The organism is Burkholderiales bacterium, from assembly GCA_036262035.1.
Lineage (GTDB): Bacteria > Pseudomonadota > Gammaproteobacteria > Burkholderiales > SG8-41 > JAQGMV01.
On sequence record DATAJS010000009.1, the window covers coordinates 339,322 to 360,399 of the forward strand.

The window sequence follows — 21,078 nt, forward strand, 5'->3', positions numbered from 1 at the left end:
TCCAGCTCTACGGAGAAAGCCATGCGCAGCAAGCTCCAGCCGCTCCATGAAGCGGCCGCGTGCGTCAAAGACGGCGCGCACCTCGTCATGAGCGCGAACCTCACGCGCTCGCCGATGGCGTTCCTGCGCGAGCTCGTGCGCCGGCGCGTGCGCTCCTTACGCGTGATCGGCGTGGTCGGCGGCGAGCTCAACATCGATTTCCTGGTCGGCGCGGGCGCGGTGGCGGCAGTCGATACGTGCAGCGTGACGCTCGGCGAGTTCGCGCGCACCGGACCGAACTTCGCGCGCTACGTCCTCGGCGAGCGCGTGAGGGCGCTCGACAACACCTGAGGGGTGCTCTTTTCACAGGCCCAGGCTGGGTCTATGGGTGTGCCTTACGTGCCGGTGATCGGACTGGTCGGCACCGATCTGCTCAAGCGGCGCGACGACATGGTGCTTGCACCGGATCCGTTCGGCGAAGGCAAGGTCACGGTGGTCGCGAAAGCGATGCGGCCGGACGTCGCGGTGTTTCACGTCGACAAGGCCGACCGCCACGGCAACGTCTCGTGCGGCTACGACGCCGAAGCGGTCATCCTCGCAGAAGCCTCGGCGCACGTCGTGGTGACCGCCGAGGAGATCGTCGACCGCGTCACCGAAGCGAATGCGGTCGGCACGTTCATCCCGTCGATCCTCGTCGATGCGGTGGTGCACGCGCCATACGGCGCATATCCGGGCGGGATGACGCGCCGCTACACGCCCGACGCCGCGGCGCTGCGCGAGTACGTCGCCGCATCGCGCGACGACGCGTCCTTCGAGGCGTATCTGAAGCGGCAGGTGTTCGACGTGCGCGACCACGACGAATACCTCGCGCGTTTCGTGCCCCATGCAGCGCCGGAGCACACGACGTGACGAGCCCCGACTGCAACGATTCCGAGCTGATGGCGGTGCTCATGTCGCGCGAGGTGCGCGACGGGGAAGTGTCGGCGTGCGGCGCGCTGTCGCACATACCCGCGGCCGCGCTGCTGCTCGCCAAGGCGCTGCACTCACCCGACGCCGAGCTCATCATCCTGAACACCTCGTTCAGGCCGTTCGCGACGTCGCGCCAGTTCCACTTTCTCGCGCAGCGCGGCGAGCTCGGGCTCTTCTTCGTGAGCGGCGTGCAGATCGACCGCCACGGCAACTACAACCTGCACCAGCTCGGCCCCGATCCCGACCACCCGAAAGCGCGTTTCCCCGGCGGCTACGGCGGGGGCCTCATCTACTACGCCGCGAGGCGCACGGTCGTCTTCCGCACCGAGCACACGCGGCGCTCGCTGGTCGAGCGCGTGGATTTCATCTCCGCGGCAGGCAGCAGCCCGCCGGAGACCGTGCGGCTCGGCGGGCCCAGCAAGGTGATCACGCCGAAGGCGACGTTCGCGTTCGACCGCGCGTCGGCCAGCCTGCGCCTCGAATCGATCCATGCGCCTTACAGCTTCGACGAGATACGCGAGAACACCGGCTTCGACGTGGGCTCGACAGTTCCGCCGCCCACCCCGGCGCCGACCGAAGAGGAGCTCTCGACGCTGCGCGGCCACGTACGCAGCACGATGATCGACACCGGTACCTACGCGTCCTGGGCGGCAGCGACGCTGGGCGCGGTCACGGCATAGAGCGGCGGCGCGGGCGCGGCGACGACGTTGCGCCGGCCGATCTCGCGTATGCGCCCGCTGCGCACGAGCACGTGGCGCACGTCGTTGTTGACCCCGCAGAGATACATCGAGGCGCCGCCGCGGCGCACCCTCAGCGCGACTTCGGCCAGCACGCGCGCGCCGCTCGTGTCGATGAAGTTGACCCGGCTCAGGTCGACGATGACGTCGGGCGGGCTGTCGGCGCTCAGGGCGAGGTCGAGCAGCGATTCCAGCACGTGCTGCGCCGCGCCGAAGTAGATCGAGCCGCGGATCCGGATCAACTGTGTCGGACGGTCGCCGGGCGGCAGACCCAGCACCTCGCGCAGTCCCTCGTACGAAGCCGCGTCCATCGCCGACCTGAACACGTGCGGATGCGACGTGCGGAGCAGGTACAGCATCAGCGACAGGATCACCCCGAGATAGATCGCGAACGCAAGGTCGCCGAAGAGCGTCGCGGCGAGCGTGACGGTCAGCACGATCGTCTCCGAGCGTCCTACACGCAGCACCTTGCGCATGTACCTGAAGTCGATCAACGCCCAGCCCACGAGCATCAGCACGCCCGCCATGGCCGCCTCGGGCAGGTAGCGCGCGAGCGGCGCGATCGCGACGAGGGCGAGCACCAGGAAGACCGCCGAGAAGATCGCCGACAGCGGCGTCTTCGCGCCCGCCTCGTAATTGAGCCCGCTGCGGTTCAGCGATCCGCTCGCCGCGTACGCCGAGAAAAACGCGCCGGTGATGTTCGCCAACCCCTGCCCTATGAATTCCTGGTTGGCGTTGATGCGCTGCTCGGAGCGCGCGCCGATCGCGCGCGCGATCGACATCGCTTCGGTCAGTCCGACGATGGCGACCGCGACCGCCGGCGACATGGTCTTGCGCAGCACTTCGAACGACATGCGCGGCGGCGCGAAGTGAGGCACCGGCCCCGGCAGCGTCGCCAGCGTCGGGATGTGGTGCGCCGCCGAGAAGCCCGGCACGAACCGCAGGAGATAGGCATACACGCCGCCCGCCGCCATCGCGGCGATGAGGTACGGCGATCGCGGGTAACGCCGCTTGAGCCCCAACGCGGCCAGCAGAGTGATGCCGGCGACCGAGGCGATGTACCAATCGATGTCGTTGGCGCGCAGCACGATGAAGCGCAGCGTCTCGCCGAAGCCCAGGCCGCGCGGGATCGAGAGGCCGAGGAAGTACTGCAACTGCCCGGCGACGATCAGGATTCCCGCCCCGCTCGTGAACCCCACGATCACGGTCTGCGACACCAGGTTGACCAGCACCCCCAGGCGCATCAGCCCCATCGTGAGCTTGATGCACCCGGCGATGAGCGACATCGTGAGCACGAGCTGCACGTACTCGTTGGAGAACGGCGACGAGACCGCGCTCATGGTCGAGAAGATCACGATCGAGGTGGCGGTCGTCGGCCCGGCCATGAGGTGCCAGCTCGAGCCGAACAGCGCCGCGATGATGGTCGGAACGATCGCGGCGTACAACCCGTATTCGGGAGGCATCCCGGCGATCGTCGCGAACGCCACACCCTGAGGGAGCACGATGAGCGCGCCCGTGGCGCCCGCCATGAGATCGGCGCGCACGCTCACCCGGTTGACGCGCGGCCACCAGGCGAGGAACGGGAGGAATCGCAGGAGCAGCGCCCGGACGTTGGGCGCGGCGGCGGAACCGGTCAGCACTTCGGTATTTTATAGCGGAATGAAATCAGACCGGCCGCGCCGCCCGAACCTTACAGCCTCAATCGAGCTGCTGCATCTTCGAATCGAGGATGGTCTTGCGAAATTTGTCGGTGTCGCGCTTGACACGCTGCGCGAAATGCTCGGGACTGTCGCCGACGACCTCGTAGCCGACGTTCACGAAGCCTTTTTTCACGTCCGGCAGGTTGATGATGCGCACCATCTCGCGGTTGAGCGCGTGGACGACTTTGGGCGGGGTCTTGGCGGGCGCAAACACGCCGACCCAGAACTCGACCTCGTAGCCCGGCAGACCGCTCTCGGCGATCGTCGGCACGTTCGGGATCTGGGGATCGCGCTTCGCGCTCGTCACCCCGAGCGGCTTGAGACGCCCCGCGTCGAAAGCGCCCTTGAGGCTCGAGTACAGCGTCAGGACGAGCTGCGACTCGTTGGCGATCACCGCCTGCATCGCCGGCGCCCCGCCTTTGTACGGCACGTTGGTGATGTCGCATTGGCCCTGCAGCTTGATCAGGTTGCCGGCGATCTCGCCGGTCGCGCCGGCGACGGCGAAGTTGAGCTTGCCCGGAGCCCGCTTCGCTTCGGCGATCAGGTCCTTCACGCTGGCGGCCGCGACCGACGGGTTCGCGGCGAGGACCAGCGGGGCGAAGATGACTTCGGTGATCGGCGCGAAATCGCGGATCGGATCGTAGCTCGGCTTCTTGTAGAGCGTCGCGTTGACGGCGTGCGTGCCGCTGTTGCCCACGGCGAGCGTCGTGCCGTCGGGCGCCGCGCGCGCGACGAGCTCCGAGCCGATCACGCCGTTGGCGCTGGGCCGGTTGTCGACGATCACCGGCTGGCCCAGGGTTTCCGAGAGCCTGGGGGCGATGAGGCGCCCGACGAGATCGTTGGGACCCGCCGCCGCGTTGGGGACGATGATGCGTACCGGCTTGGCCGGCAGTCCCAGCGTATCCGCGGAGGCGAAGGCGGGATACAGCGACGCGGCGAACAGTGCGGACAGCGCGAGACACGACCTGTGCAGCATGGACATGCAGTGGCTCCTCCTCGTCGGCTGCGGCATCGATTGCCGCTAGGCCCCGATTTGAGCATAGGCGTAAGATGCCTCCAAGCACCGCGCCTGCCGACGGTGCCCCACCGAGGAGGAATCGATGAAAGCATTGTCTGGATTCGCCTGCACGGTCGCCGCGCTCGCGGCATTCGCGTCTCCGACCGCGCTCGCGCAGACGTACCCCACCAAAGCCATACGCTTCATCCTGCCGTTCCCGCCGGGCGGGCCCACCGACATCGCCGGCCGCACGATCGCCCAGAAGCTCGGCGAGCAGCTCGAGCAGCCGGTGATCGCCGACAACCGCCCCGGCGCGACGTCGAACCTCGGCCTCGAGCTCGCGGCGAAAGCGCCTCCGGACGGCTACACCATCGTGCTCACGCCGCCGTCGATCTCGCTCTCGCCGTCGATGTACAAGAAGCTCAACTACGATGCCCTGCGGGATTTGCAGCCGCTGTCGCTCGTCGCGAACATGTATTACGTGACGGCGGTGCACAACTCGGTGCCGGCGAAGAACCTCAACGAGTTCATCGCGCTCGCCAAGCGCAATCCCGGCAAGCTCAACTTCAGCTCGAGCGGGCTCGGCGCCGGCAACCATCTCGCGACCGAGCTCCTGAGGAGCATGTACGGTCTTTCGATGGTGCACGTGCCGTACAAGGGCAACGTCGCGGGACTGCTCGCGTGCGCGACCGGCGAAGTCGATTTCGGCACGTTCGCGATCGCGCCGGCGATACCGATCGTGAAGTCTCACAAGGTCCGCCCGCTCGGCGTGCTCACCGAGAAACGGCTGTCGGTGCTCCCCGACGTGGCCACCGCGCGCGAGCAGGGCGTCGACCTCGTATCGGTGCAGTGGTACGGCATCCTCGCGCCCGCCGGCACGCCCAAGCCGATCGTCGACCGGCTCGTGACCGAGATCCACAAGGCAGTGTCGTCGCCGGAGGTGAAGGACAAGCTCGCGGCCTCGGGCATCGACACGGTGACGAGCACGCCCGATCAGTTCCGCGACTTGATCCGCAGCGACACGGTCCGCTACGCAAAGGTCATCAAGGCCGCCGGGATCAAGCCCGAGTAGCGCCTATTCGGAACCGCCCAGCTGCTCTTCGCGCTCGCGCGGGTTGAGGTAGGTGAACGGCAGCCCGACGAGCACGACGCCGCCGACGACATTGCCCAGCGTGCTCCACAGGAGGTTGTGCAGCGCCTCGCCCGCGGTGAGCGCGCCGCCGCCGAGCATCGCGATCGAGAACGTCCCCATGTTGGCGATCGAGTGCTCGAAGCCCAGATACACGAAGATGAAGACGATGGAGACGAGGATCAGGATCTTCGCGGTCTCTTCCTTGCAGCGCAGAGCGATGCGCACCGCGAGGCACACGATCCAGTTGGCGAGGATGCCTTTAAAGAAGATGACGCTCGCCGACTGGTGCGCCTTGTGCAGCGCGCCCTCGAACAGCGCGTGATCGGCGGGAAGCTGCAGCGAGCCCGCGCCGAGGAGGAGCAGCGCGACGAACAGCGCGCCCGCGAGATTTCCGAACCAGCACACCGCCCACAACAGTCCCGTCTGTTTCCAGCTCGTGCGGCCTTCGCTCGACGAGACGGTGAGATACATGTTGTTGCTGGTGAACAGCTCGGTGTTCGTGAAGACGATGATCGTCAGGCCGACGCCGAAGAACGCCGCCGCGATCGCCTTGCCGAGCGAGATGTCGGCGAGGTTGTGGTTGAGCGACCAGAACGCGAACACCACGATCGTGAGCCCGGCCCCGCCGCCGATCGAACGCAGCACGTAGCGGGCGATGTCGCGTTGCAGGAGGCCGACCTTGAATGCGCCGGCGTGCGCGGCTTTCTCGACGTGGACTCGGTCCATTGCGGGCCCTCCAGCGCGAGAGGCTAAACCCGCAAGCGCCCCCGCGCATGTGGCCCTTGGTCCAATAGCCGGTCTACTGCGGCTTGATGCCTCCGGCCTTCACGACCTTGCCCCAGCGCTCGGTCTCGGCGCGGATCTTCGCGCCGAGCTGCTCCGGCGTGAGCGGCTCGGGATCGACGCCGCCGGCGACGAGCTTGCCGTTCACGTCAGGGGCGGTGATCGCCGTCGCGACTTCGCGGTTCAGCTTCTCGACGATCGCGCGCGGCGTGCCCGCGCGCGTGAGGATCGCGTACCACGAGCCCGCCTCGTAACCGGGCACCGTCTCGCCGACCGTGGGAACGTCGGGCACCTGCGGCAGGCGCTTCGCGCTCGTCACGGCGAGCGCGCGCACCTGCTTCTGGTTGATGTACGCCAGACCCGACGCGAGGCCGGAGATCATGAGCTGGATCTCGCGGCCGACCAGGCCGATGAGCGCCGGCCCCGCGCCTTTGTACGGCACGTGCGTCATCTTCACGCCCGCCATCATGCACAGCAGCTCGGTCGCGAGGTGCCCGGTGCCGCCCTGCCCCGACGAGCCGTAGTTGATGGCGCCCGGTGCGCGCCTGGCGAGCGCGATGAGGTCCTTCATCGATTGCGCCGGGACCGAAGGGTGCACCATCACCGCGAGCGGGCTGTTGCCGATCAGCGCGACCGGCGTGAAGTCGCGGCTCACGCTGAACGGCAGCTTGGTGAAAAGATTGGGCGCGATGGCGATCGTGCCGTTCGCGCCGGCGAACAGCGTGTAACCGTCGGGCGGCGCTTTCGACACGATCTCGCCCGCGACGCTGCCGCCGACCGCGGGACGGTTGTCCACGACGATCTGCTGCCCCATCTGCTCGGAGAGCTTGGCGGCGACGAGGCGCATCACGACGTCGGTCGGTCCGCCCGCGGCGAGCGCAACCACCAGACGTACCGGACGCGTGGGATAGCCTTGCTCGCCGGCATGAGCCGGCAGAGCGGCTGCGAGCGCGCACGCGACGGCGGCGCTCGCAGCGGTCAGTCGCATGCGGCTACGCACGCGAGGCCGATCAGAACTCGATCATCTCGAAATCGGCTTTCGTCGCCGAGCAGTCCGGGCAGCCGAAGGATTCCGGCACGTCCGCCCAGCGCGTGCCGGGTGCGATGCCTTCATCCGGCATGCCCGCGGCTTCGTCGTACACGAACGCGCACAGGATGCACTGCCAGGTCTTGTACTCGCCGTCGGCATCGGCCGCGACGACCTTGGCTTCTTCGGGCCGGCCGCCGCCGGGAACGGGAAAGTTGAGGATGAGGCCTTCCATGCCTTCGGGGCCGGCCTGAAGCTCGAACGGGCCTTCGTTCTTGCCGACCCAGATGATCGTCAGATCTTTCTTGAGCTTGCCATCGTGCTGAACCCCGCCCTTCAGCACCAGGATGTACTGCCCGTCGCCCTTGGAAGGATCGGGCGCGAACGCCTTGACGCCCGGCTTCATCTTGACCGACCACCCCGCGAGCCCGTCGTGGTGTCCGGTGAGACCTTCGAGCGCTTTCATCGTGACGCCGCGCTCACCCGGCAGATAGTCGAAGTCGGGGGCGACCGTCACCTGCCACGGCGTGCGGTTTTCGACCTTGTCGAGCACTTCGCGGCTGTCGGGCAGATACTGCGCACCCGGGTCGCGATGGGCGCGCAACGTGATGAAGCCCAGCCCCTTCTCGCTGTAGGCAATCGGACCGTAAGGGGTGTACGCGCGAGAGAAGTGCACTGCGCCGGGACCGACATCGTGCTTGCCGAGCGTGCCGGCGCCGTTGTACATCACCTGGAACTGGTCCACTTCGTGGAAGTGTGCGCGCAGCACGCGGTGGGCCGAGCCTTCGGCGAGAAAGGCCATCGGCGTGTCGACGCTCTTGTCTTCGGGACGCTTGATGAAGTCGCTGCGCCACGCGAAGTGGCCGTTCGCGAGGTTGCGCTGGATGCGCGGGTTCTCGATCTCGTCGTACGCCTTGATCAGCGGCATTGGGGAGTCTCCTTGGGTCGCAGGCGCGTATTGTAGTCATGTCTGTCGCGGTGCGGCAGGCATCGCTGCGTCAGCCACTCACAATGTGGACGGGGTTCGGCGCGCAAACCCGGCGTCCGCATCGAAAAAACCGCATCACCGCTCCCATCGGGCCCCTCCGTAACATCCTTTTACAAAGCACACATCTCGTTACAACTCAGCGCGTCTCCTTGCGGCAACAAGGCCCGTTAGGGGCATGCCACCTGCACCTCTCCTCGTGTAGTTTTCGACAACGAGGAAGGAGATGTTCCCATGATTCGCAAACATTCCAAGAGCGTCATCGCCGCTGCGATCTTCGCAGCACTCAGCAGCGCAGGCTTCGCACAGACTCGTCAATCCACCGATGCGAGCCAGGCCGCACAGACCAACCCGTTGCAATCGGTGAATCCGAGTGCGGTGACCGGCGTGCAGTCCGACATCGGCGTCTCGGGTAGCGGCAACGACGTACGGCTGAACTCGAGCGCGACGACCAACCAGTCGACGAGCGCGTCGCAGAATACCGGCGCGACGCAGAACCTTGGCGTGGAGTCGAGCGGGACCTTCAGCAGCGACAACGCGTCACGCGCACGTCAGTCCACCGACGCGAGCCAGGCGGCGCAGACCAATCCCGAGCAGTACGTGAATCCGGGCGCGGCGACCGGCGTCGCGGCGGACGCGCGGCTGCGCGGTGACGACAACCGCGCGCGGATGGACACGAGCGCAACGACCAACCAGTCGACCACCGCTTCGCAGAACACCAACGCTTCGCAGAGCGCCGACGTGCGATCCGGCCGCAGCCGCGACCGTAACCGCAGCTCGAGCAACCTGCCTGGCATGAGCGCGGTGCCGGGCGTGTCGAGCGGCGCGATCGGCGGTGCGGCAGCGAGCGCCGGCGGCACTTCGTCCAGCGCGGGCGGCGCGGTCGGCTCCAAAGTCGACATGAGCGACGGTCCGGGCAAACACGGCCAGGGCAAGGCCAAAGGCCATCGCAACGCGCCGTGGTCGAAGCACTAACCCGGCGTCATGAAAAACACCCGCTTCGGCGGGTGTTTTTTTGTCAGTGGCGCGGCACGAGCTTCCAGATCTGCCCGCCCCCCGTAGCGATGTACAGCAAGCCGTCCGGTCCCTGTCTCACGTCGCGGATGCGCTGATGGCGGTCGGTGAGCAGATGCTCTTCGCCGACGACGCGATCGCCCTCGATCGCCAGCCTCACCAGCCGCTGCTCCTTCAGCGCGCCGACGAAGAGGCTGCCGCGCCACGCGGGAAACGCTTCACCGGTGTAGAACTGCGCGCCCGAGGGCGCGATCACCGGGTCCCAGTAATACACCGGCTGTTCCATGCCTTCGCGCGCGGTCGCCGCACTCTCGATCGGCGTGCCCGAGTACTCTTCGCCGTACGCCTGCAGCGGCCAGCCGTAGTTCTTCCCCTTCTGGATCAGGTTGAGCTCGTCGCCGCCCTGCGTGCCGTGCTCGACGATCCAGAACTTTCCCTGCGGATCGAACGCGGAGGCCTGGATGTTGCGATGCCCGTAGCTCCAGACCTCCGGCCGCGCGCCTTTCCTGCCGACGAACGGATTGTCTTTCGGCGCGGAACCGTCGGGCGCGATGCGCACCGTCTTGCCGAGCGTGCTGCCGAGGTCCTGCGCGTACTTGCGCATCCGCGTATCGGAACGCTCGCCGGTCGTGACGTACAGCATGCCGTCCGAACCGAACGCGAGCCGGGAGCCGTAATGCCCGACGCCCGGGTAGGTCGGCGTCACGCGAAAGATCACGCGCACGTCGGAAAGGCTGCGCCGGTCCGCCGACAGCACCGCGCGCGCGACGCTCGTGCCGTTGCCGCCTTCGCGCGGCTCGGAAAAGCTGAAGAAGATGGTGTGATCCGATTCGAACTGCGGGCTCAGCGCGACGTCGAGCAGGCCACCCTGCACGCGGTCGTCGACCTTCGGCACGCCCGAGATCGGCGGTCCGATCTCGCCTTTCGCCGACACGATGCGCAGCCGCCCCGGCTTTTCGCTCACCAGCAGGTCGCCGCCGGGCAGCGGCTCGACCGACCACGGCGTGTCGAGACGGTCGGTGAGGACGACCACGTCAAACGCGACGTGCGATCGAACTCCGCAGACGCGCGTCTGCCCGGGAAACGCCGGACGCTGCTCGGGGGCATTGGGCGGTCGGGTCTCGATCGGCCGGCAGGACGCTGCCGCCGACGCGGTTCCTACGGACGACGGCATGTCGCGCTCGCTGCATGCGGCAAGAGCCGCGAGGCTTGCGAGCAGGATGGCAAGGTGCAGGCGCATGTGTGCTCTCGTTTTTGAAAAGGCGGAAAGGCTGCAAGAAGCAGTCCGCGCTGTTACAGTCCCATTATGCCGTCCGCTTCGACGCTTCCTGCGTACTACGCCGCGCGCGCCGCGGAATACGAGCGCGTCTACGACAAGCCCGAGCGCCAGCGGGATCTGGCGAAGCTGCGCACCTCGATCCCGCCGCTGCTCGCGGGCCGCGACGTGCTCGAGATCGCGTGCGGTACCGGCTATTGGACCGCGGTCATCGCGCCGAGTGCGCGCCGCATCGTCGGGGTCGACATCAATCCCGAGACGCTCGAGATCGCCGGCGCCAAACCCTATCCGCCGGGGCGCGTGACTTTCGAAGCGGCCGACGTGCACGCCGCGCTCGCGAAGCATCGCGGCTTCGACGGCGCATTCGCCGGCTTCTGGTGGTCGCACATCCCGCGCCGGGAGCGGCGCGCGTTCGTCGAATCGCTGTGCAAGGCGCTCGCACCCGGCGCGGTCGTCGTCGTGCTCGACAACCTCTACGTCGAAGGCAGCAGCACGCCGCTCGCGCACACCGACGCCGACGGCAATACGTTCCAGAAGCGCCGGCTCGACGACGGCTCGGAGCACCTCGTGCTCAAGAACTTCCCCACTGAAGCGGAGCTGCGGGAGGAGCTCGCCGGCCTCGCCTCGCGAGTCGGCTATACCGCGCTCGATTACTACTGGCTGCTCGAATTCAGCACGTCAGATTGACGGCGGGTCCTCGCGAACGACCGACTCGCCGAAGCTCGGATCGACGTAATCCTCGTACTCGAGCCCCTGTTTGATCGTCCCGGTCTCGAGCATCGCGTCGCGCTTCCATTCGATGCCCGCGCGCTTGACGCTCGGGTCGCGGCTCCACACGCCGAGCGATTTGTACTCGTCGAAGCATCGCGCGAGCACGCCGGCCGGCACGTGCGAGAGATACGCCGCCACGACAGCCGCGAGCTGCGCGCCCGAATGCGCATGGATCCACTTCTGCGTGCGGTAGATCGCACGCGTCATGCCAAGCAGGGTTTGCGGGTGCTCGCGGATGAAGCGCCGCGTGGTGTTGAGCGTGGTGTAGCAGCACAGGCCGCGGCTGGCGGCTGCATACCAGAGGTGGCCCGCGCCGTCGTCGAGGACGTTGCGCGCATACGGCTGGAAGAGCTGGATGACGTCGACCTCGCCGGCGCGCAGCGCCTCCGAGTTCCCGGCCATGGTCCGCGGAGGACCGCGCGTGATCGTCGACGGATCGATCCCGGCGAGCTGCAGATCGCGCTGAAGACAGATCCACGGCGTCGGCACTTCGGTGGTGATGCCGACGCGCTTGCCGAGGAGATCGGCAAGGCTGAACGACGGATTGGGCTCGCGCCCGATCAGGAAGAACGGATCGCGCCCGACGACCTCGCAGAACGCGACGGTGTCGGACGCGGGGTCCTTGTCGTGCGCGAGGATGACCCGCAACGGTCCGCCCCACGACACCTCGCCCGTGCCGGCAGCGAGCATCTCGATGCTTCGCGCCGCGCCTTCCGGCGTGATCATGTCGACGTCGAGACCCTCGGCGCGATACGCGCCGAGCTCGAGCGCGGCGTAGAACGGGGCGTAGAACAGCGCCCGGAAGTTTTCGATCAGCGTTAATTTCATCTTTACTGCCGGGCGCCGCGCCTGCTCCTTACGACATGTAGCTCGGATCGACCTGCGCCATCCAGCGGCGCACCGCCGCCCACAGCATCGACGGGCCGTCGGCCGCTTCGCCCTTGGCGTCGGCGTTCTGGTCCATGGTCATCGTGGTCTGCTGCGTGGTCTTGCCGACGACGTTCATCGGGGGCATCGAGAGCTTCGCGCCGCCCGACTGCGCCATGATCTGGACCTCGCACGCGCTCTCGAGCCGGCGCATGAGGTTGAACGCTTCGGCCGCGTTCTTGCCGCAGGTCAGCAGGCCGTGATTGCGCAGGATGAGCACGTTCTTGTCGCCGAGCGCCGCGGCGATCTGCTCGCATTCGTCGGCTTCGTTGGTCACGCCCTGGCAATCGTAATAGTTGATCTTGTCGTAGAGACCCATCGAGCCGAGGTTGATCGGCAGCAGGCCCTGCTCCTGGCACGACACCGCGACACCGGCATTCGAATGCGTGTGAATCACGCACTTCACGTCCTCGCGCACGCGATGCACCGAGCTGTGAACCACGAAGCCCGCGGTGTGCACCGGGTAGGGCGACGGATTGACCTTGCGCCCCTTGAGATCGACCTTGAGCAGATTGGACGCAGTGATCTCGGTGTACATGAGCCCGAGGGGGTTCAGCAGGAAGTGCGTCTCCGGTCCGGGCACGCGCATCGAGATGTGGTTGTAGATGATGCTCTTGTGCCAGCCGAGATGGGACACGATGCGATAGAGGCAGGCGAGGTCGACGCGCGCTTCCCATTCCTCGGGAGAGCAATCGATCGTCGGGGTGGTCTTCAGCGTCAGTGGAGCGTTCATTAAGTGGACTCCTCTCTGGTCGGACGGCGGATGCGGGATCGCGGGACGATTCTATACGGATCGGGAGGTAAAGGCGTTATTGACCGCAGAGGACGCAGAGGTGCGCAGAGGAAAAGCAAAAAGATGAACCGCAAAGGACACGAAGAACGACGTCATTCCCGCGAAGGCGGGAATCCATCTTGACCTGCTAGCCATTCAAAATGGATTCCCGATCGGTCCCGCTGCCGCGGGTCGGGAATGACGATTCCTATCGTGGACGCAGCTCGGCCAGCCGCGCGTTCGCGTCCTCGAACGCCTTGAGGGTGTGCGCGACGTCGTAGGGCTGCTCGACGTGCGTCGCCGCGTCCCACTCGCTGCGCGCCGTGGCGAAGAAATCGCCGCCGTAGACGTGGATGGCGCTGGTGATGCTGTCGAGCGGGTTGCGCACGGCATGGATGATCGAAGCGCCGAGCGGCGCGGTGTCGCCGACCCCGAGCTCCCTGGTGCCGTGCTGCGCGAGCCCCTGCTCCGCGCGCCGGAAGAACGTGTTGAGCTCGGTGCCGCCGTAGATCCCGATCACGGCCCACATGCGGTGATCGTGCGGCCGCATGAACATCTGCGGTCCCCACGAGAGGTTGAGGATCGTCAGGTCGTCGCCGCGATAGAGCGTCTCCACGCCTGAGCGCGTCGGCTCCCCCAGAGCACGGATGACCTGCGGCGGCTCGCTCACCGCGCGCGCGACGAGCTCGCGGATCTGCGCCTGCGCGTCGGCGCTTTTGATCGCCGCGCGGCAGTCCTCGATGAAGCGATCCCTGTCGAACATGGCGCCCTCCGATCAATTGGGGTCAGAGTCGGATTTACGGTCAACCGCTTTGCTGAAAATCCGACTCTGACCCGGATTTTAACGGGCCTGGGCGAGCAGGCGTTCGTAGACGCGGTCGTCGACGGTGACGAACCCTTCCGCGAGCCGCGCCTTGCGGCGATGCAGGCTCCCGTCGCCCGGCACGCGCACCGGCGAACCGCTCGATTGCGGGCGGTTGGCCTGGATCGATCGTCTCAGCTCCGACACGCGCGACGTGAACTCGTCGCGGTCCATGAGCACGTGCGGATCGACGACCAGGAAGAACAATCCGTAGTTGCCCACGCCGTGGATCACCGGCGCACTGCCGGCGAGCACGCCCAGCGCCTGCACCGCGAGCGACAGCGCGCTGCCGCGCTGCCCGCCCCAGGCGAGGAAAGCCCCCTCGAGCGCGGCGGCGGGATCGAGCGTCGGCCGGCCTTGCGGATCGACCGCCACGCCCTGCGGCAGCGGCTCGCCCTTGGTGCGCGCGAGATCGACGTCACCCCATGTCATCGCGGAGGTGCCGATATCGATCAGCAGCGGCTCGTCCTGGCTCGGGAACGCGATCGCGACAGGATTGGTCCCCATCAATCGGTCGATGCCGCCGAAAGGCGCGACGCGCGCGGTGGTGTTGGTCGTGTGCATCGCGACGAACCCCCGCCGGGCCGCACGCTCGACGTAATAAGCGAGCCGACCGCTGAACCACGTGTTGTGGGCGCCCACGACCGCGACGCCGCTTTCTTTCGCGATCTCCATCGCCTTGTCGATCGCATACAGCGAGACGACGTACGCCACGTTGTCGCCGCCGTCGATCACCGCCGAGCATTGCGTCTCGCGCACGATACGGATCTCGCCCGGCGGCGGCTTCTCCGAGAGCTCCGCGGCGAGCGCGAGCACGCGCGGGAGGCTCGAGAACTCGTGCCCGCAGAGGTTCGCGTCGACGAGATGGTCGGCGACGATGCGCGCGGCGATGGGCTTCATGCCCGCGCGCACGAGGCCGCGCACCGCGAGATCGGTCGCCTCCTCGATCGAGAGCTTCATCGAGCCTTTTACAAACCGTTGATCACGGTCGTCCGATGCATCAACCGCCGCAGCGGCAGCGCGTAATCGAACGTCGCCTTGTGCTGGGTCGAGCAGTCGTCCCACATCACCAGGTCGCCTTCCCGCCAGTTGTGGCGGTACTGGAACTCGGGTTTGGTGCAGTGGCTCGTGAGCTCCGCGATGAGCTGGCGGCTTTCGTCTTCGGGCAGCCCGATGATCTTCACCGTATAGCCCTCGCTCACGTACAGACACTTCTTCTTCGTCACCGGATGCACGCGCACGACCGGGTGGATCGCCTCCGGATCGGCCTTGATCGCGGCGGTGTACTCCTTCTTGCGGCCTTCGTTCAGCGTCTTCTGATGGCGGTAGATGATGCTCTGCAAAGCCTTCAGGCCTTCGAGGCGCTTCTTCATCGAGTCCGGCAGCGCGTCATACGCCGCGCTCATGCTGGCGAACGCCGTGTCGCCCAGCACACGGCCGTCCTGCACCGGCACTTCGAGCGCGCGCAGAGCGGAGATCGCGTGCGGGTTCGCAAGATACGCACCGTCGGTGTGCCAGTAGATGCCCGCATCGTAGGCGCCGATGTACTTGCCGTCCTCCATGATGTTGGAGACGACGAAGATCTCCGGATACGGGGCGCGGACCTGGTCGAACTTGAGCTTGCGCAGCTCGCCGAAGCGCTGGGAAAAGCGGATGTGATCTTCGTCGGAAAGCTGCCGGCCGCGAAAATACACGACCTGGTGCTCGTAGAACGCGTCGCGCACGGCGTTGAACGTCGCGTCGTCGAGCGGACGCGTGAGATCGACGCCCTCGATGCGCGCGCCGAGCGCGTCTCCGCTCGGGATGACTTCTATTGCCACTGGGGACCCTCCGGTAGCGCAGGCGCCCTCGCCTGCAGCCGTTTGCTGATTATCGGTCTAAACTTAGCATATAAAGGAGCGCCGCCAGGCGTATAAGCGCGCCGTTGCGCGGGGAGTAGCGGCCTTCAGGCCGCGCCGACCGACGGCGTAGATTTTTCCGAGGAGGAGACTCATCATGCGTATCGGACTGTGGGCGGCGCTCGCGTGTCTTGCCGCGTCGCCCGCCATCGCTCAGCAGACCAAATACCCCGCCAAGCCCGTGCGCGTCATCGTCGGCTTCGCCGCAGGCGGGGCGGTCGACATTCCGATGCGCCTCATCGCGCAGCGCCTGGGCGAATCGTTCGGCACCGTCATCGTCGAGAATCGGCCCGGACACGACGGCATCGTCGCAGGCGACGTGGTGGCGAAGTCGCCGCCCGACGGCTACACCTTCGTGTGCGTGAGCGCCGGACACGCGATGAACTCGGTGCTCCACGCGAAGACGCTGCCGTATCACCCGATCAACGATTTCTCGCCGGTCTCCATGACGGCGACCGGCCCGTTGACGCTCGTGGTCAACCGCTCGCTGCCGGTGAAGGACCTGAAAGAGCTGATCGCGCTCGCGAAACGGCAGCCGGGCAAGCTCAACTTCGCCTCGTCCGGCAGCGGCGGCACGATGCACCTCGCGGGCGAGCTGCTGAAGTCGATGGCCCACGTCAACATCGTGCACGTGCCGTACAAAGGCGGCGGGCCTGCGCTCACCGACGTGCTCGCCGGACAGATCGAGCTCACCTTCGTCGGCGCGCCGGCGGCGATGCCGCACATTCGCTCAGGCAAGCTGAGAGTGCTCGCGGTCAGCACCGCGAAGCGCGCCGCGGCGCTGCCCGAAGTACCGACCGTCGCCGAGCTCGGTTATCCGGGTTTCGAAGTCGCGACGTGGTACGGGCTGCTCGGTCCCGCGCGCGTGCCTTCGGCGATCGTCAACCAGCTCAGTTCCGAGGTGTCACGCACCGTGAACGCGAACGACGTGCGCGAGAAGCTGCTGGGATTCGGCCTCGAGCCCGTGGGCAGCACGCCCGAGCAGTTCACCGAGCACATCAAGCGCGAGATCGCGCGCTGGACGCCGATCATCGCCAACGCGGGGATCAAGCCGGACTAGGCGTTTTCCTCGTCGGTCGTTTCTCGACCGGGGACGTGTTCAAGATCACTGCGGCGCGAATCAGCGCCTTCAGCGCCTTTTCATCGATCTTCCGGGCTTCATGGAGGGCGAGCATCTCGCCGCGCCAGTCGCCCAGCTCTTCGATTCGCGAGTCGATGAGCTCAGGCGCGGACGCTTGCGGCGTGTTTTTTTTCAAGTTCGTTCCCCGATCGACAGACGATTTCCCACGAAGCGTACATCGGACGTATCATCGCGACCGCACGAAGCGGTGCAGGCGCGCGCTTTCGCAAGAACCGCGCCATGCGGCGATGATAGCCCGGCAACGCCGCTCCCGGGCCGGTACTCGCGGGCCCGGGCTATGTCGGAATGGAACGGTATTCGATGGCAGGCAGCAAAGAACGCATACAGGACGCTCTACTCAACCAGTACAGGAAGCACGGCACGCGCATCCGGGTGGTTTTGCTCAACTCGGATGCCTTCGACGGCACGATCGAATCGTTCGACGTCTATTCGATACGCCTGGCCTCGTCGGAACCGCTGCTGCTGCTCAAGACCAGCATCGCGATGATCGAGCCTGCGCCCAAGCACGGCAAAGTGCGGGCGCACGCGCCTCGCGTGCACACGACGCAGCACGGGACGCCGCCGGCGCGCACCGCTCCGGTGATCGAGCGCAAGCGCCGCCGCGTGGTGCTGCGCGACGATTCCTAATAGCCGCGCGTCTCGTCGATGCGCCGCTCGAGGGGCTGTCCCGCGACGTAACGGTCCAGGTTGTCGACGAAGAAGCCCGCGACGTCGGCGGGAATGACCGGACCGCTGACGTGCGGGGTGATCCTGACGCTGGCCATTTCCCACAGCGGACTTTCCGCCGGCAGCGGCTCGGTCTCGAACACGTCCAGCGTCGCGCCCGCGATGCGTCTCTCGCGCAGCGCTTCGACCAGCGCGCGCTCGTCGAGCACAGCGCCGCGCGCGATGTTCACGAGGTAGGCGCTGCGCTTCATCGCCGCGAACAGCTTCGCATCGAAAAGACCGCGCGTCTCCTCGGTGAGGGGCAGCAGGACCACGAGCACGTCGCACGCTGCGACGAACGCTGCGAGCTCGCTGCGCCCGGCATAGACGCGCTCCACGCCCTGCACCGCGTCCGGCGTCCTGCGCCAGCCGATGACGCGCATGCCGTTGCGCGCCACGCCGGCCGCGACCGCCCGGCCGATGTCGCCGAGCCCGGCGATGCCCACGGTCAGGCCCTGCGCCAGTCCGTTGAGATAGAGAGTCCAGACCTTGGCGCGCTGCTGGCGCTCCGCGAGGTCGAAGCGCTGCGTATGGGCGTAGATCGCACCGAGCACGTATTCGACCATGCGCGGCGCGATGAGCGCGCCGTGACTGCGCGTGAGCGCGACACCCGGCGCATGCGGCTGACCGTAGACCACGTCCTCGACGCCGGCGCTGACCTTGTGGATCCACCTGAGCCGCGGCGCATGGCGAAAAGCGTCCGCGGGGAACCACCAGCCCATGAGGATCTCGGCCGAGCCGATCTCGGCATGGAACGCTTCGGGGGTGGCCGCCGCGGCGAGATTCGACCGGGGCCGCGCCGTGCGGATGAGAGCCGCGTACTCCTCGGCTTCGCCTGCGCGCGGCGAGTAGACGAGGATGCGCGGGCTTTCGCGGGGTGATGTCAAGGCGTCAGGCGATGCAGGCGTGGGCATCCGCGAATCATACCGGCGGAGCTCCGAAAGGCTTTCGGCTGACCCAAAAGAAAAGACCCGGCCTGAATCGCTTCAGGCCGGGCCAAGCAGAAGCCCCAAGGAAGGTAGAAGGGCTCCTGTCCGCCGTGTGATCCGGAATGATCCGGCACTACTCATGAGACCGGACTGCCCGGAGAAACCTTACACCCGCCCTTTCACGAAAAGCTTCTCGGTGCGCTTGGCGATCTTGGGCGACCCCGCGACGACGATGTAACCGCCGCTGCCGGCCGGGCTCACCAGCGCGGTCATGCGCCGGTCGGCGACCAGGGCGCGCGAGCCGACCGGGTAATCGGGCACCAGGATCACGCTCACCGGGCCGTCGGGCGTATCGAGCACGAGGTGGTCGCACTCGGTCTCGGGCATGTAGCAGCGCGCGGCATAGTCGACTTTGACGCCCTCCTGGCGCAGCGACAGTCCCAGGCGCTTCAAGCCTTCTTCCATCGCCACGGTGTCGACGCCGCGGGCTTCGTCGAGATAGGCGGGCTGCTGCTCCACCACCATCGCGATCGCCGCGACCGCGGGATGCGACGGACCGACCGCTTCCATCGGCGCGGACACCGCGTCCACGATTTGCGGACCGGCGAAGCCCATGAGCACCGAAGCGCCCAAAACGGCCGCCGCGGCGGCGTAAGGCCAGCGCGGCTTGGCGCGCTTGCCGTAGAGCACGCGGTCGGCGAGCCCCTGCGGCACGGGCACGAGCGCGGCTTCGGCGATCCGCGTGTCGAGCTCGTCGACGCGCAACGACAGCCGCGAGCACTCCGCACACTCGGCGAGATGGGCTTCCAGCTCGGCGCTACGCTCCCGCGGCGCCGCCAGCAGCGATCTTCTGGTTTCGAGGCAATTCATTTCGACGACTCCCTTGCGGCCGCGCCGGGCTCCCGCCTCAGCGCCTGCCGCGCCCGGGTGAGCCGCGTCATCACGGCTCCCGGCGTAAGCTGCATCATCTGTGCGATCTCTTCGCAGCTGAATCCTCCGACCACCTGCAGCAGCAGCGGCTCCCGGTACGACTCGGGCAGCGCGTGCAGCGCTTCGCGCATCTCCAGCTCGGCCGACACGCTCGCCAGGCGCAGGTCCTCGATCGCGTCGAGGTCGGCGCCCTCTTCCACGTCCAGGCGCTTGCGCTCGTGCAGCCGCGCATTCTCGTTGCGCAGGATCGTGTACAGCCAGCTCTTCGCGGCACCCTGCTCGCGCAAGGCCGCGCGCGCGCCCCACGCACGGGCGAACGTCTCCTGCACCAGGTCCTCCGCGACGAAACGGTCGCGGCAGAGCCAGTACGCATAGCGATAAAGCTCGGCGGAGTACGCTCTGACGAGCGATTCGAAGCTTGGATTGCTCAACTCGGATTGACCTGCGGCCGGAAAGCGGCCGTCCTTGCTCATGAGACCCGGACGGGGCGGGAAAGCTTACACGACCCGGTGTGTAAGCTTCGACCTCGGTCCCCGGTCTTTTTCCCACAGGACATCGTCAGGAGATTCATAATGCACCGCACCATCGCTGCTGCAGCCGTCCTGGCCGCCATGGCGGGCTGCGCTTCCACGCCGCCCGCGAGCTCGAACGCCTCCACTTCCAGCACGCGCGCCACCGCACCCTCGACCAGCACGGCGCGTGCCCCGGCCGCTTCGAGCTCCGCCGCGCCGCGGGCGTCCACGGCGGGCACCGCCACCGGCGCCTCGACGGTCGCCGCGCCTTCGCAACGCAGCGTCTTTTTCGATTACGACAGCAACGTCGTCAAGGACGAGTACGGCACGGTCGTGAAGTCGAACGCGCAGTACCTGGCGAGCAAGCGCGGCACGGCCGTCCGCATCGAAGGCAACACCGACGAGCGCGGCAGCCGCGAATACAACCTCGCGCTCGGCCAGCGCCGCGCGGACGCGGTGAAACAGCACCTCACCCTGCTCGGCGTTCCGGCGCAGCAGATCGAAACCGTCAGCTTCGGCGAGGAGAAACCGCGCGCCGACGCGCAGGACGAGAAAGCATACGAGCAGAACCGCCGCGCCGACATCGTTTACGGCCGCTGATCGCCGGCCACGTCCTTACCCCAACGCGATCGATTCCACCAGTTCTGAGGAGACTTACCCCATGCAGACCAAGCAGTGGCAGTACGGACTCACCCTCGTTTTCGGCCTTTTGCTCCTCTCCATGCCGTGGCTGTTGCGCTTCTACGACGACATCCCGGTTCGCAGCGTCGACTTCTACGTGATCGGGGCGATCATGGTCGCCTGCGCCGCATTGGCGCTGCACCGGCGCTCGGTGGCGGCGTCGTGGGTGATGCCGTCGCTCGGCCTGTGGATGCTCGCCTCGCCGTGGCTGCTCGGCTTCATGCAGGTCATCGAGGCGCGCAACAGCGCGTGGCTGGTCGGCGGCGCGGTCTTCCTGCTGTCGCTGTGGGCGCTGCTCGAGCGGATGTCCGCCGCCCGCACCGGCCGGACGTTCGCCAGCTAAAGCTTCAG

Annotated in this window: 25 protein-coding genes; 10 read left to right on the forward strand and 15 right to left on the reverse strand. The window is 67.1% G+C overall.

The window, feature by feature from the left end; all coding sequences use genetic code 11:
• Positions 1 to 21: 21 nt before the first annotated feature.
• The 3 genes from VHP37_07545 to VHP37_07555 are packed head-to-tail and all read left to right on the forward strand — an operon-like array spanning position 22 to position 1,628.
• Positions 22 to 330 (forward strand): hypothetical protein, encoded by a 309-nt coding sequence (locus tag VHP37_07545; protein ID HEX2826182.1) that lies wholly within the window; start codon positions 22 to 24, stop codon positions 328 to 330.
• 3 nt (positions 331 to 333) lie between these two features.
• On the forward strand, positions 334 to 888 hold the full coding sequence (locus VHP37_07550) for a CoA transferase (protein HEX2826183.1): 555 nt from the start codon (positions 334 to 336) through the stop codon (positions 886 to 888).
• Entirely contained in the window at positions 885 to 1,628 is a 744-nt protein-coding gene (locus VHP37_07555; protein HEX2826184.1) for a CoA-transferase, read from the forward strand. Before VHP37_07550 ends, VHP37_07555 begins: the two co-directional genes overlap by 4 nt.
• Here VHP37_07555 and VHP37_07560 read toward each other — a convergent pair.
• Positions 1,583 to 3,325: a SulP family inorganic anion transporter gene (locus tag VHP37_07560; GenBank protein HEX2826185.1), complete on the reverse strand. Its 1,743-nt coding sequence runs from the start codon at positions 3,323 to 3,325 to the stop codon at positions 1,583 to 1,585. The two genes, VHP37_07555 and VHP37_07560, sit on opposite strands and share 46 nt — an antisense overlap.
• Positions 3,326 to 3,383: 58 nt before the next feature.
• On the reverse strand, positions 3,384 to 4,367 hold the full coding sequence (locus VHP37_07565; GenBank protein ID HEX2826186.1) for a tripartite tricarboxylate transporter substrate binding protein: 984 nt from the start codon (positions 4,365 to 4,367) through the stop codon (positions 3,384 to 3,386).
• 118 nt (positions 4,368 to 4,485) lie between these two features.
• On the opposite strand from VHP37_07565, the gene VHP37_07570 reads away from it, so the two are divergent.
• Positions 4,486 to 5,454 carry a tripartite tricarboxylate transporter substrate binding protein gene (locus VHP37_07570; protein ID HEX2826187.1) on the forward strand — a complete coding sequence of 323 codons (969 nt, stop codon included), beginning with the start codon at positions 4,486 to 4,488 and terminating at the stop codon, positions 5,452 to 5,454.
• Positions 5,455 to 5,457: 3 nt separating this feature from the next.
• On the opposite strand, the gene VHP37_07575 is transcribed toward VHP37_07570, so the two are convergent.
• The 3 genes from VHP37_07575 to VHP37_07585 form a co-directional block, all read right to left on the reverse strand.
• Positions 5,458 to 6,240 carry a formate/nitrite transporter family protein gene (locus tag VHP37_07575; protein HEX2826188.1) on the reverse strand — a complete coding sequence of 261 codons (783 nt, stop codon included), beginning with the start codon at positions 6,238 to 6,240 and terminating at the stop codon, positions 5,458 to 5,460.
• A 73-nt stretch (positions 6,241 to 6,313) separates the two neighbouring features.
• A complete protein-coding gene (locus tag VHP37_07580; protein HEX2826189.1) occupies positions 6,314 to 7,285 on the reverse strand; it encodes a tripartite tricarboxylate transporter substrate binding protein in 972 nt (323 codons plus the stop codon).
• A gap of 22 nt (positions 7,286 to 7,307) precedes the next feature.
• Complete coding sequence (locus tag VHP37_07585; GenBank protein HEX2826190.1) at positions 7,308 to 8,252, reverse strand: rubredoxin; 945 nt, start codon at positions 8,250 to 8,252, stop codon at positions 7,308 to 7,310.
• A 291-nt stretch (positions 8,253 to 8,543) separates the two neighbouring features.
• Between VHP37_07585 and VHP37_07590 the strand changes: the two genes are divergently transcribed.
• The gene (locus tag VHP37_07590) at positions 8,544 to 9,284 is read left to right on the forward strand and encodes a hypothetical protein (protein HEX2826191.1); all 741 of its coding nucleotides are present in this window, start codon (positions 8,544 to 8,546) and stop codon (positions 9,282 to 9,284) included.
• A gap of 43 nt (positions 9,285 to 9,327) precedes the next feature.
• On the opposite strand, the gene VHP37_07595 is transcribed toward VHP37_07590, so the two are convergent.
• Positions 9,328 to 10,563: a PQQ-dependent sugar dehydrogenase gene (locus VHP37_07595; GenBank protein HEX2826192.1), complete on the reverse strand. Its 1,236-nt coding sequence runs from the start codon at positions 10,561 to 10,563 to the stop codon at positions 9,328 to 9,330.
• A gap of 66 nt (positions 10,564 to 10,629) precedes the next feature.
• Here VHP37_07595 and VHP37_07600 point away from each other — a divergent pair, with 66 nt between their 5' ends.
• Positions 10,630 to 11,286 carry a class I SAM-dependent methyltransferase gene (locus VHP37_07600; protein ID HEX2826193.1) on the forward strand — a complete coding sequence of 219 codons (657 nt, stop codon included), beginning with the start codon at positions 10,630 to 10,632 and terminating at the stop codon, positions 11,284 to 11,286.
• Here the strand turns inward: VHP37_07600 and VHP37_07605 are convergent.
• The 5 genes from VHP37_07605 to VHP37_07625 form a co-directional block, all read right to left on the reverse strand.
• A complete protein-coding gene (locus VHP37_07605; protein HEX2826194.1) occupies positions 11,278 to 12,198 on the reverse strand; it encodes an ABC transporter substrate-binding protein in 921 nt (306 codons plus the stop codon). The genes VHP37_07600 and VHP37_07605 overlap by 9 nt on opposite strands.
• 28 nt (positions 12,199 to 12,226) lie before the next feature.
• The gene (locus tag VHP37_07610) at positions 12,227 to 13,030 is read right to left on the reverse strand and encodes a class II aldolase/adducin family protein (protein HEX2826195.1); all 804 of its coding nucleotides are present in this window, start codon (positions 13,028 to 13,030) and stop codon (positions 12,227 to 12,229) included.
• Between the two features lie 247 nt (positions 13,031 to 13,277).
• Positions 13,278 to 13,832, reverse strand: a complete 555-nt coding sequence (locus VHP37_07615; GenBank protein ID HEX2826196.1) for a cysteine dioxygenase family protein — start codon at positions 13,830 to 13,832, stop codon at positions 13,278 to 13,280.
• A gap of 78 nt (positions 13,833 to 13,910) precedes the next feature.
• Entirely contained in the window at positions 13,911 to 14,891 is a 981-nt protein-coding gene (locus VHP37_07620) for an Ldh family oxidoreductase (protein HEX2826197.1), read from the reverse strand.
• An 8-nt stretch (positions 14,892 to 14,899) separates the two neighbouring features.
• Positions 14,900 to 15,751, reverse strand: coding sequence for a TauD/TfdA family dioxygenase (locus tag VHP37_07625; protein HEX2826198.1), 852 nt, complete (start codon positions 15,749 to 15,751; stop codon positions 14,900 to 14,902).
• A gap of 175 nt (positions 15,752 to 15,926) precedes the next feature.
• Between VHP37_07625 and VHP37_07630 the strand changes: the two genes are divergently transcribed.
• Positions 15,927 to 16,889 (forward strand): tripartite tricarboxylate transporter substrate binding protein, encoded by a 963-nt coding sequence (locus tag VHP37_07630; GenBank protein HEX2826199.1) that lies wholly within the window; start codon positions 15,927 to 15,929, stop codon positions 16,887 to 16,889.
• Here the strand turns inward: VHP37_07630 and VHP37_07635 are convergent.
• Entirely contained in the window at positions 16,876 to 17,085 is a 210-nt protein-coding gene (locus VHP37_07635) for a hypothetical protein (protein HEX2826200.1), read from the reverse strand. The genes VHP37_07630 and VHP37_07635 overlap by 14 nt on opposite strands.
• 185 nt (positions 17,086 to 17,270) lie before the next feature.
• On the opposite strand from VHP37_07635, the gene VHP37_07640 reads away from it, so the two are divergent.
• The gene (locus VHP37_07640) at positions 17,271 to 17,597 is read left to right on the forward strand and encodes an RNA chaperone Hfq (GenBank protein ID HEX2826201.1); all 327 of its coding nucleotides are present in this window, start codon (positions 17,271 to 17,273) and stop codon (positions 17,595 to 17,597) included.
• Here VHP37_07640 and VHP37_07645 read toward each other — a convergent pair.
• The 3 genes from VHP37_07645 to VHP37_07655 form a co-directional block, all read right to left on the reverse strand.
• Positions 17,594 to 18,562: a D-2-hydroxyacid dehydrogenase gene (locus VHP37_07645; GenBank protein HEX2826202.1), complete on the reverse strand. Its 969-nt coding sequence runs from the start codon at positions 18,560 to 18,562 to the stop codon at positions 17,594 to 17,596. The genes VHP37_07640 and VHP37_07645 overlap by 4 nt on opposite strands.
• Positions 18,563 to 18,769: 207 nt before the next feature.
• Positions 18,770 to 19,474 carry a DUF3379 family protein gene (locus VHP37_07650; protein ID HEX2826203.1) on the reverse strand — a complete coding sequence of 235 codons (705 nt, stop codon included), beginning with the start codon at positions 19,472 to 19,474 and terminating at the stop codon, positions 18,770 to 18,772.
• Complete coding sequence (locus tag VHP37_07655; GenBank protein ID HEX2826204.1) at positions 19,471 to 19,965, reverse strand: sigma-70 family RNA polymerase sigma factor; 495 nt, start codon at positions 19,963 to 19,965, stop codon at positions 19,471 to 19,473. The genes VHP37_07650 and VHP37_07655 overlap by 4 nt, the downstream gene beginning before the upstream one ends.
• A 141-nt stretch (positions 19,966 to 20,106) precedes the next feature.
• On the opposite strand from VHP37_07655, the gene pal reads away from it, so the two are divergent.
• Together pal and VHP37_07665 are read left to right on the forward strand one after the other, a co-directional pair.
• Positions 20,107 to 20,646: a peptidoglycan-associated lipoprotein Pal gene (gene pal / locus VHP37_07660; GenBank protein HEX2826205.1), complete on the forward strand. Its 540-nt coding sequence runs from the start codon at positions 20,107 to 20,109 to the stop codon at positions 20,644 to 20,646.
• A gap of 61 nt (positions 20,647 to 20,707) precedes the next feature.
• Positions 20,708 to 21,070, forward strand: coding sequence for an SPW repeat protein (locus tag VHP37_07665; protein ID HEX2826206.1), 363 nt, complete (start codon positions 20,708 to 20,710; stop codon positions 21,068 to 21,070).
• The last annotated feature ends 8 nt before the right edge of the window (positions 21,071 to 21,078 follow it).

What these genes read in the sequence shown, in the direction of transcription:
- VHP37_07630 (HEX2826199.1), top strand. Translation starts at nt 15,927, where the DNA reads ATGCGTATCGGACTGTGGGCGGCGCTCGCGTGTCTTGCCGCGTCGCCC.
- VHP37_07620 (HEX2826197.1), bottom strand. Translation starts at nt 14,891, where the DNA reads ATGAAGCTCTCGATCGAGGAGGCGACCGATCTCGCGGTGCGCGGCCTC.
- VHP37_07650 (HEX2826203.1), bottom strand. Translation starts at nt 19,474, where the DNA reads ATGAATTGCCTCGAAACCAGAAGATCGCTGCTGGCGGCGCCGCGGGAG.
- VHP37_07605 (HEX2826194.1), bottom strand. Translation starts at nt 12,198, where the DNA reads ATGAAATTAACGCTGATCGAAAACTTCCGGGCGCTGTTCTACGCCCCG.
- VHP37_07580 (HEX2826189.1), bottom strand. Translation starts at nt 7,285, where the DNA reads ATGCGACTGACCGCTGCGAGCGCCGCCGTCGCGTGCGCGCTCGCAGCC.
- VHP37_07570 (HEX2826187.1), top strand. Translation starts at nt 4,486, where the DNA reads ATGAAAGCATTGTCTGGATTCGCCTGCACGGTCGCCGCGCTCGCGGCA.
- VHP37_07545 (HEX2826182.1), top strand. Translation starts at nt 22, where the DNA reads ATGCGCAGCAAGCTCCAGCCGCTCCATGAAGCGGCCGCGTGCGTCAAA.
- VHP37_07600 (HEX2826193.1), top strand. Translation starts at nt 10,630, where the DNA reads ATGCCGTCCGCTTCGACGCTTCCTGCGTACTACGCCGCGCGCGCCGCG.
- VHP37_07610 (HEX2826195.1), bottom strand. Translation starts at nt 13,030, where the DNA reads ATGAACGCTCCACTGACGCTGAAGACCACCCCGACGATCGATTGCTCT.
- VHP37_07575 (HEX2826188.1), bottom strand. Translation starts at nt 6,240, where the DNA reads ATGGACCGAGTCCACGTCGAGAAAGCCGCGCACGCCGGCGCATTCAAG.
- VHP37_07640 (HEX2826201.1), top strand. Translation starts at nt 17,271, where the DNA reads ATGGCAGGCAGCAAAGAACGCATACAGGACGCTCTACTCAACCAGTAC.
- VHP37_07590 (HEX2826191.1), top strand. Translation starts at nt 8,544, where the DNA reads ATGATTCGCAAACATTCCAAGAGCGTCATCGCCGCTGCGATCTTCGCA.
- VHP37_07595 (HEX2826192.1), bottom strand. Translation starts at nt 10,563, where the DNA reads ATGCGCCTGCACCTTGCCATCCTGCTCGCAAGCCTCGCGGCTCTTGCC.
- VHP37_07615 (HEX2826196.1), bottom strand. Translation starts at nt 13,832, where the DNA reads ATGTTCGACAGGGATCGCTTCATCGAGGACTGCCGCGCGGCGATCAAA.
- pal (HEX2826205.1), top strand. Translation starts at nt 20,107, where the DNA reads ATGCACCGCACCATCGCTGCTGCAGCCGTCCTGGCCGCCATGGCGGGC.
- VHP37_07585 (HEX2826190.1), bottom strand. Translation starts at nt 8,252, where the DNA reads ATGCCGCTGATCAAGGCGTACGACGAGATCGAGAACCCGCGCATCCAG.
- VHP37_07665 (HEX2826206.1), top strand. Translation starts at nt 20,708, where the DNA reads ATGCAGACCAAGCAGTGGCAGTACGGACTCACCCTCGTTTTCGGCCTT.
- VHP37_07565 (HEX2826186.1), bottom strand. Translation starts at nt 4,367, where the DNA reads ATGTCCATGCTGCACAGGTCGTGTCTCGCGCTGTCCGCACTGTTCGCC.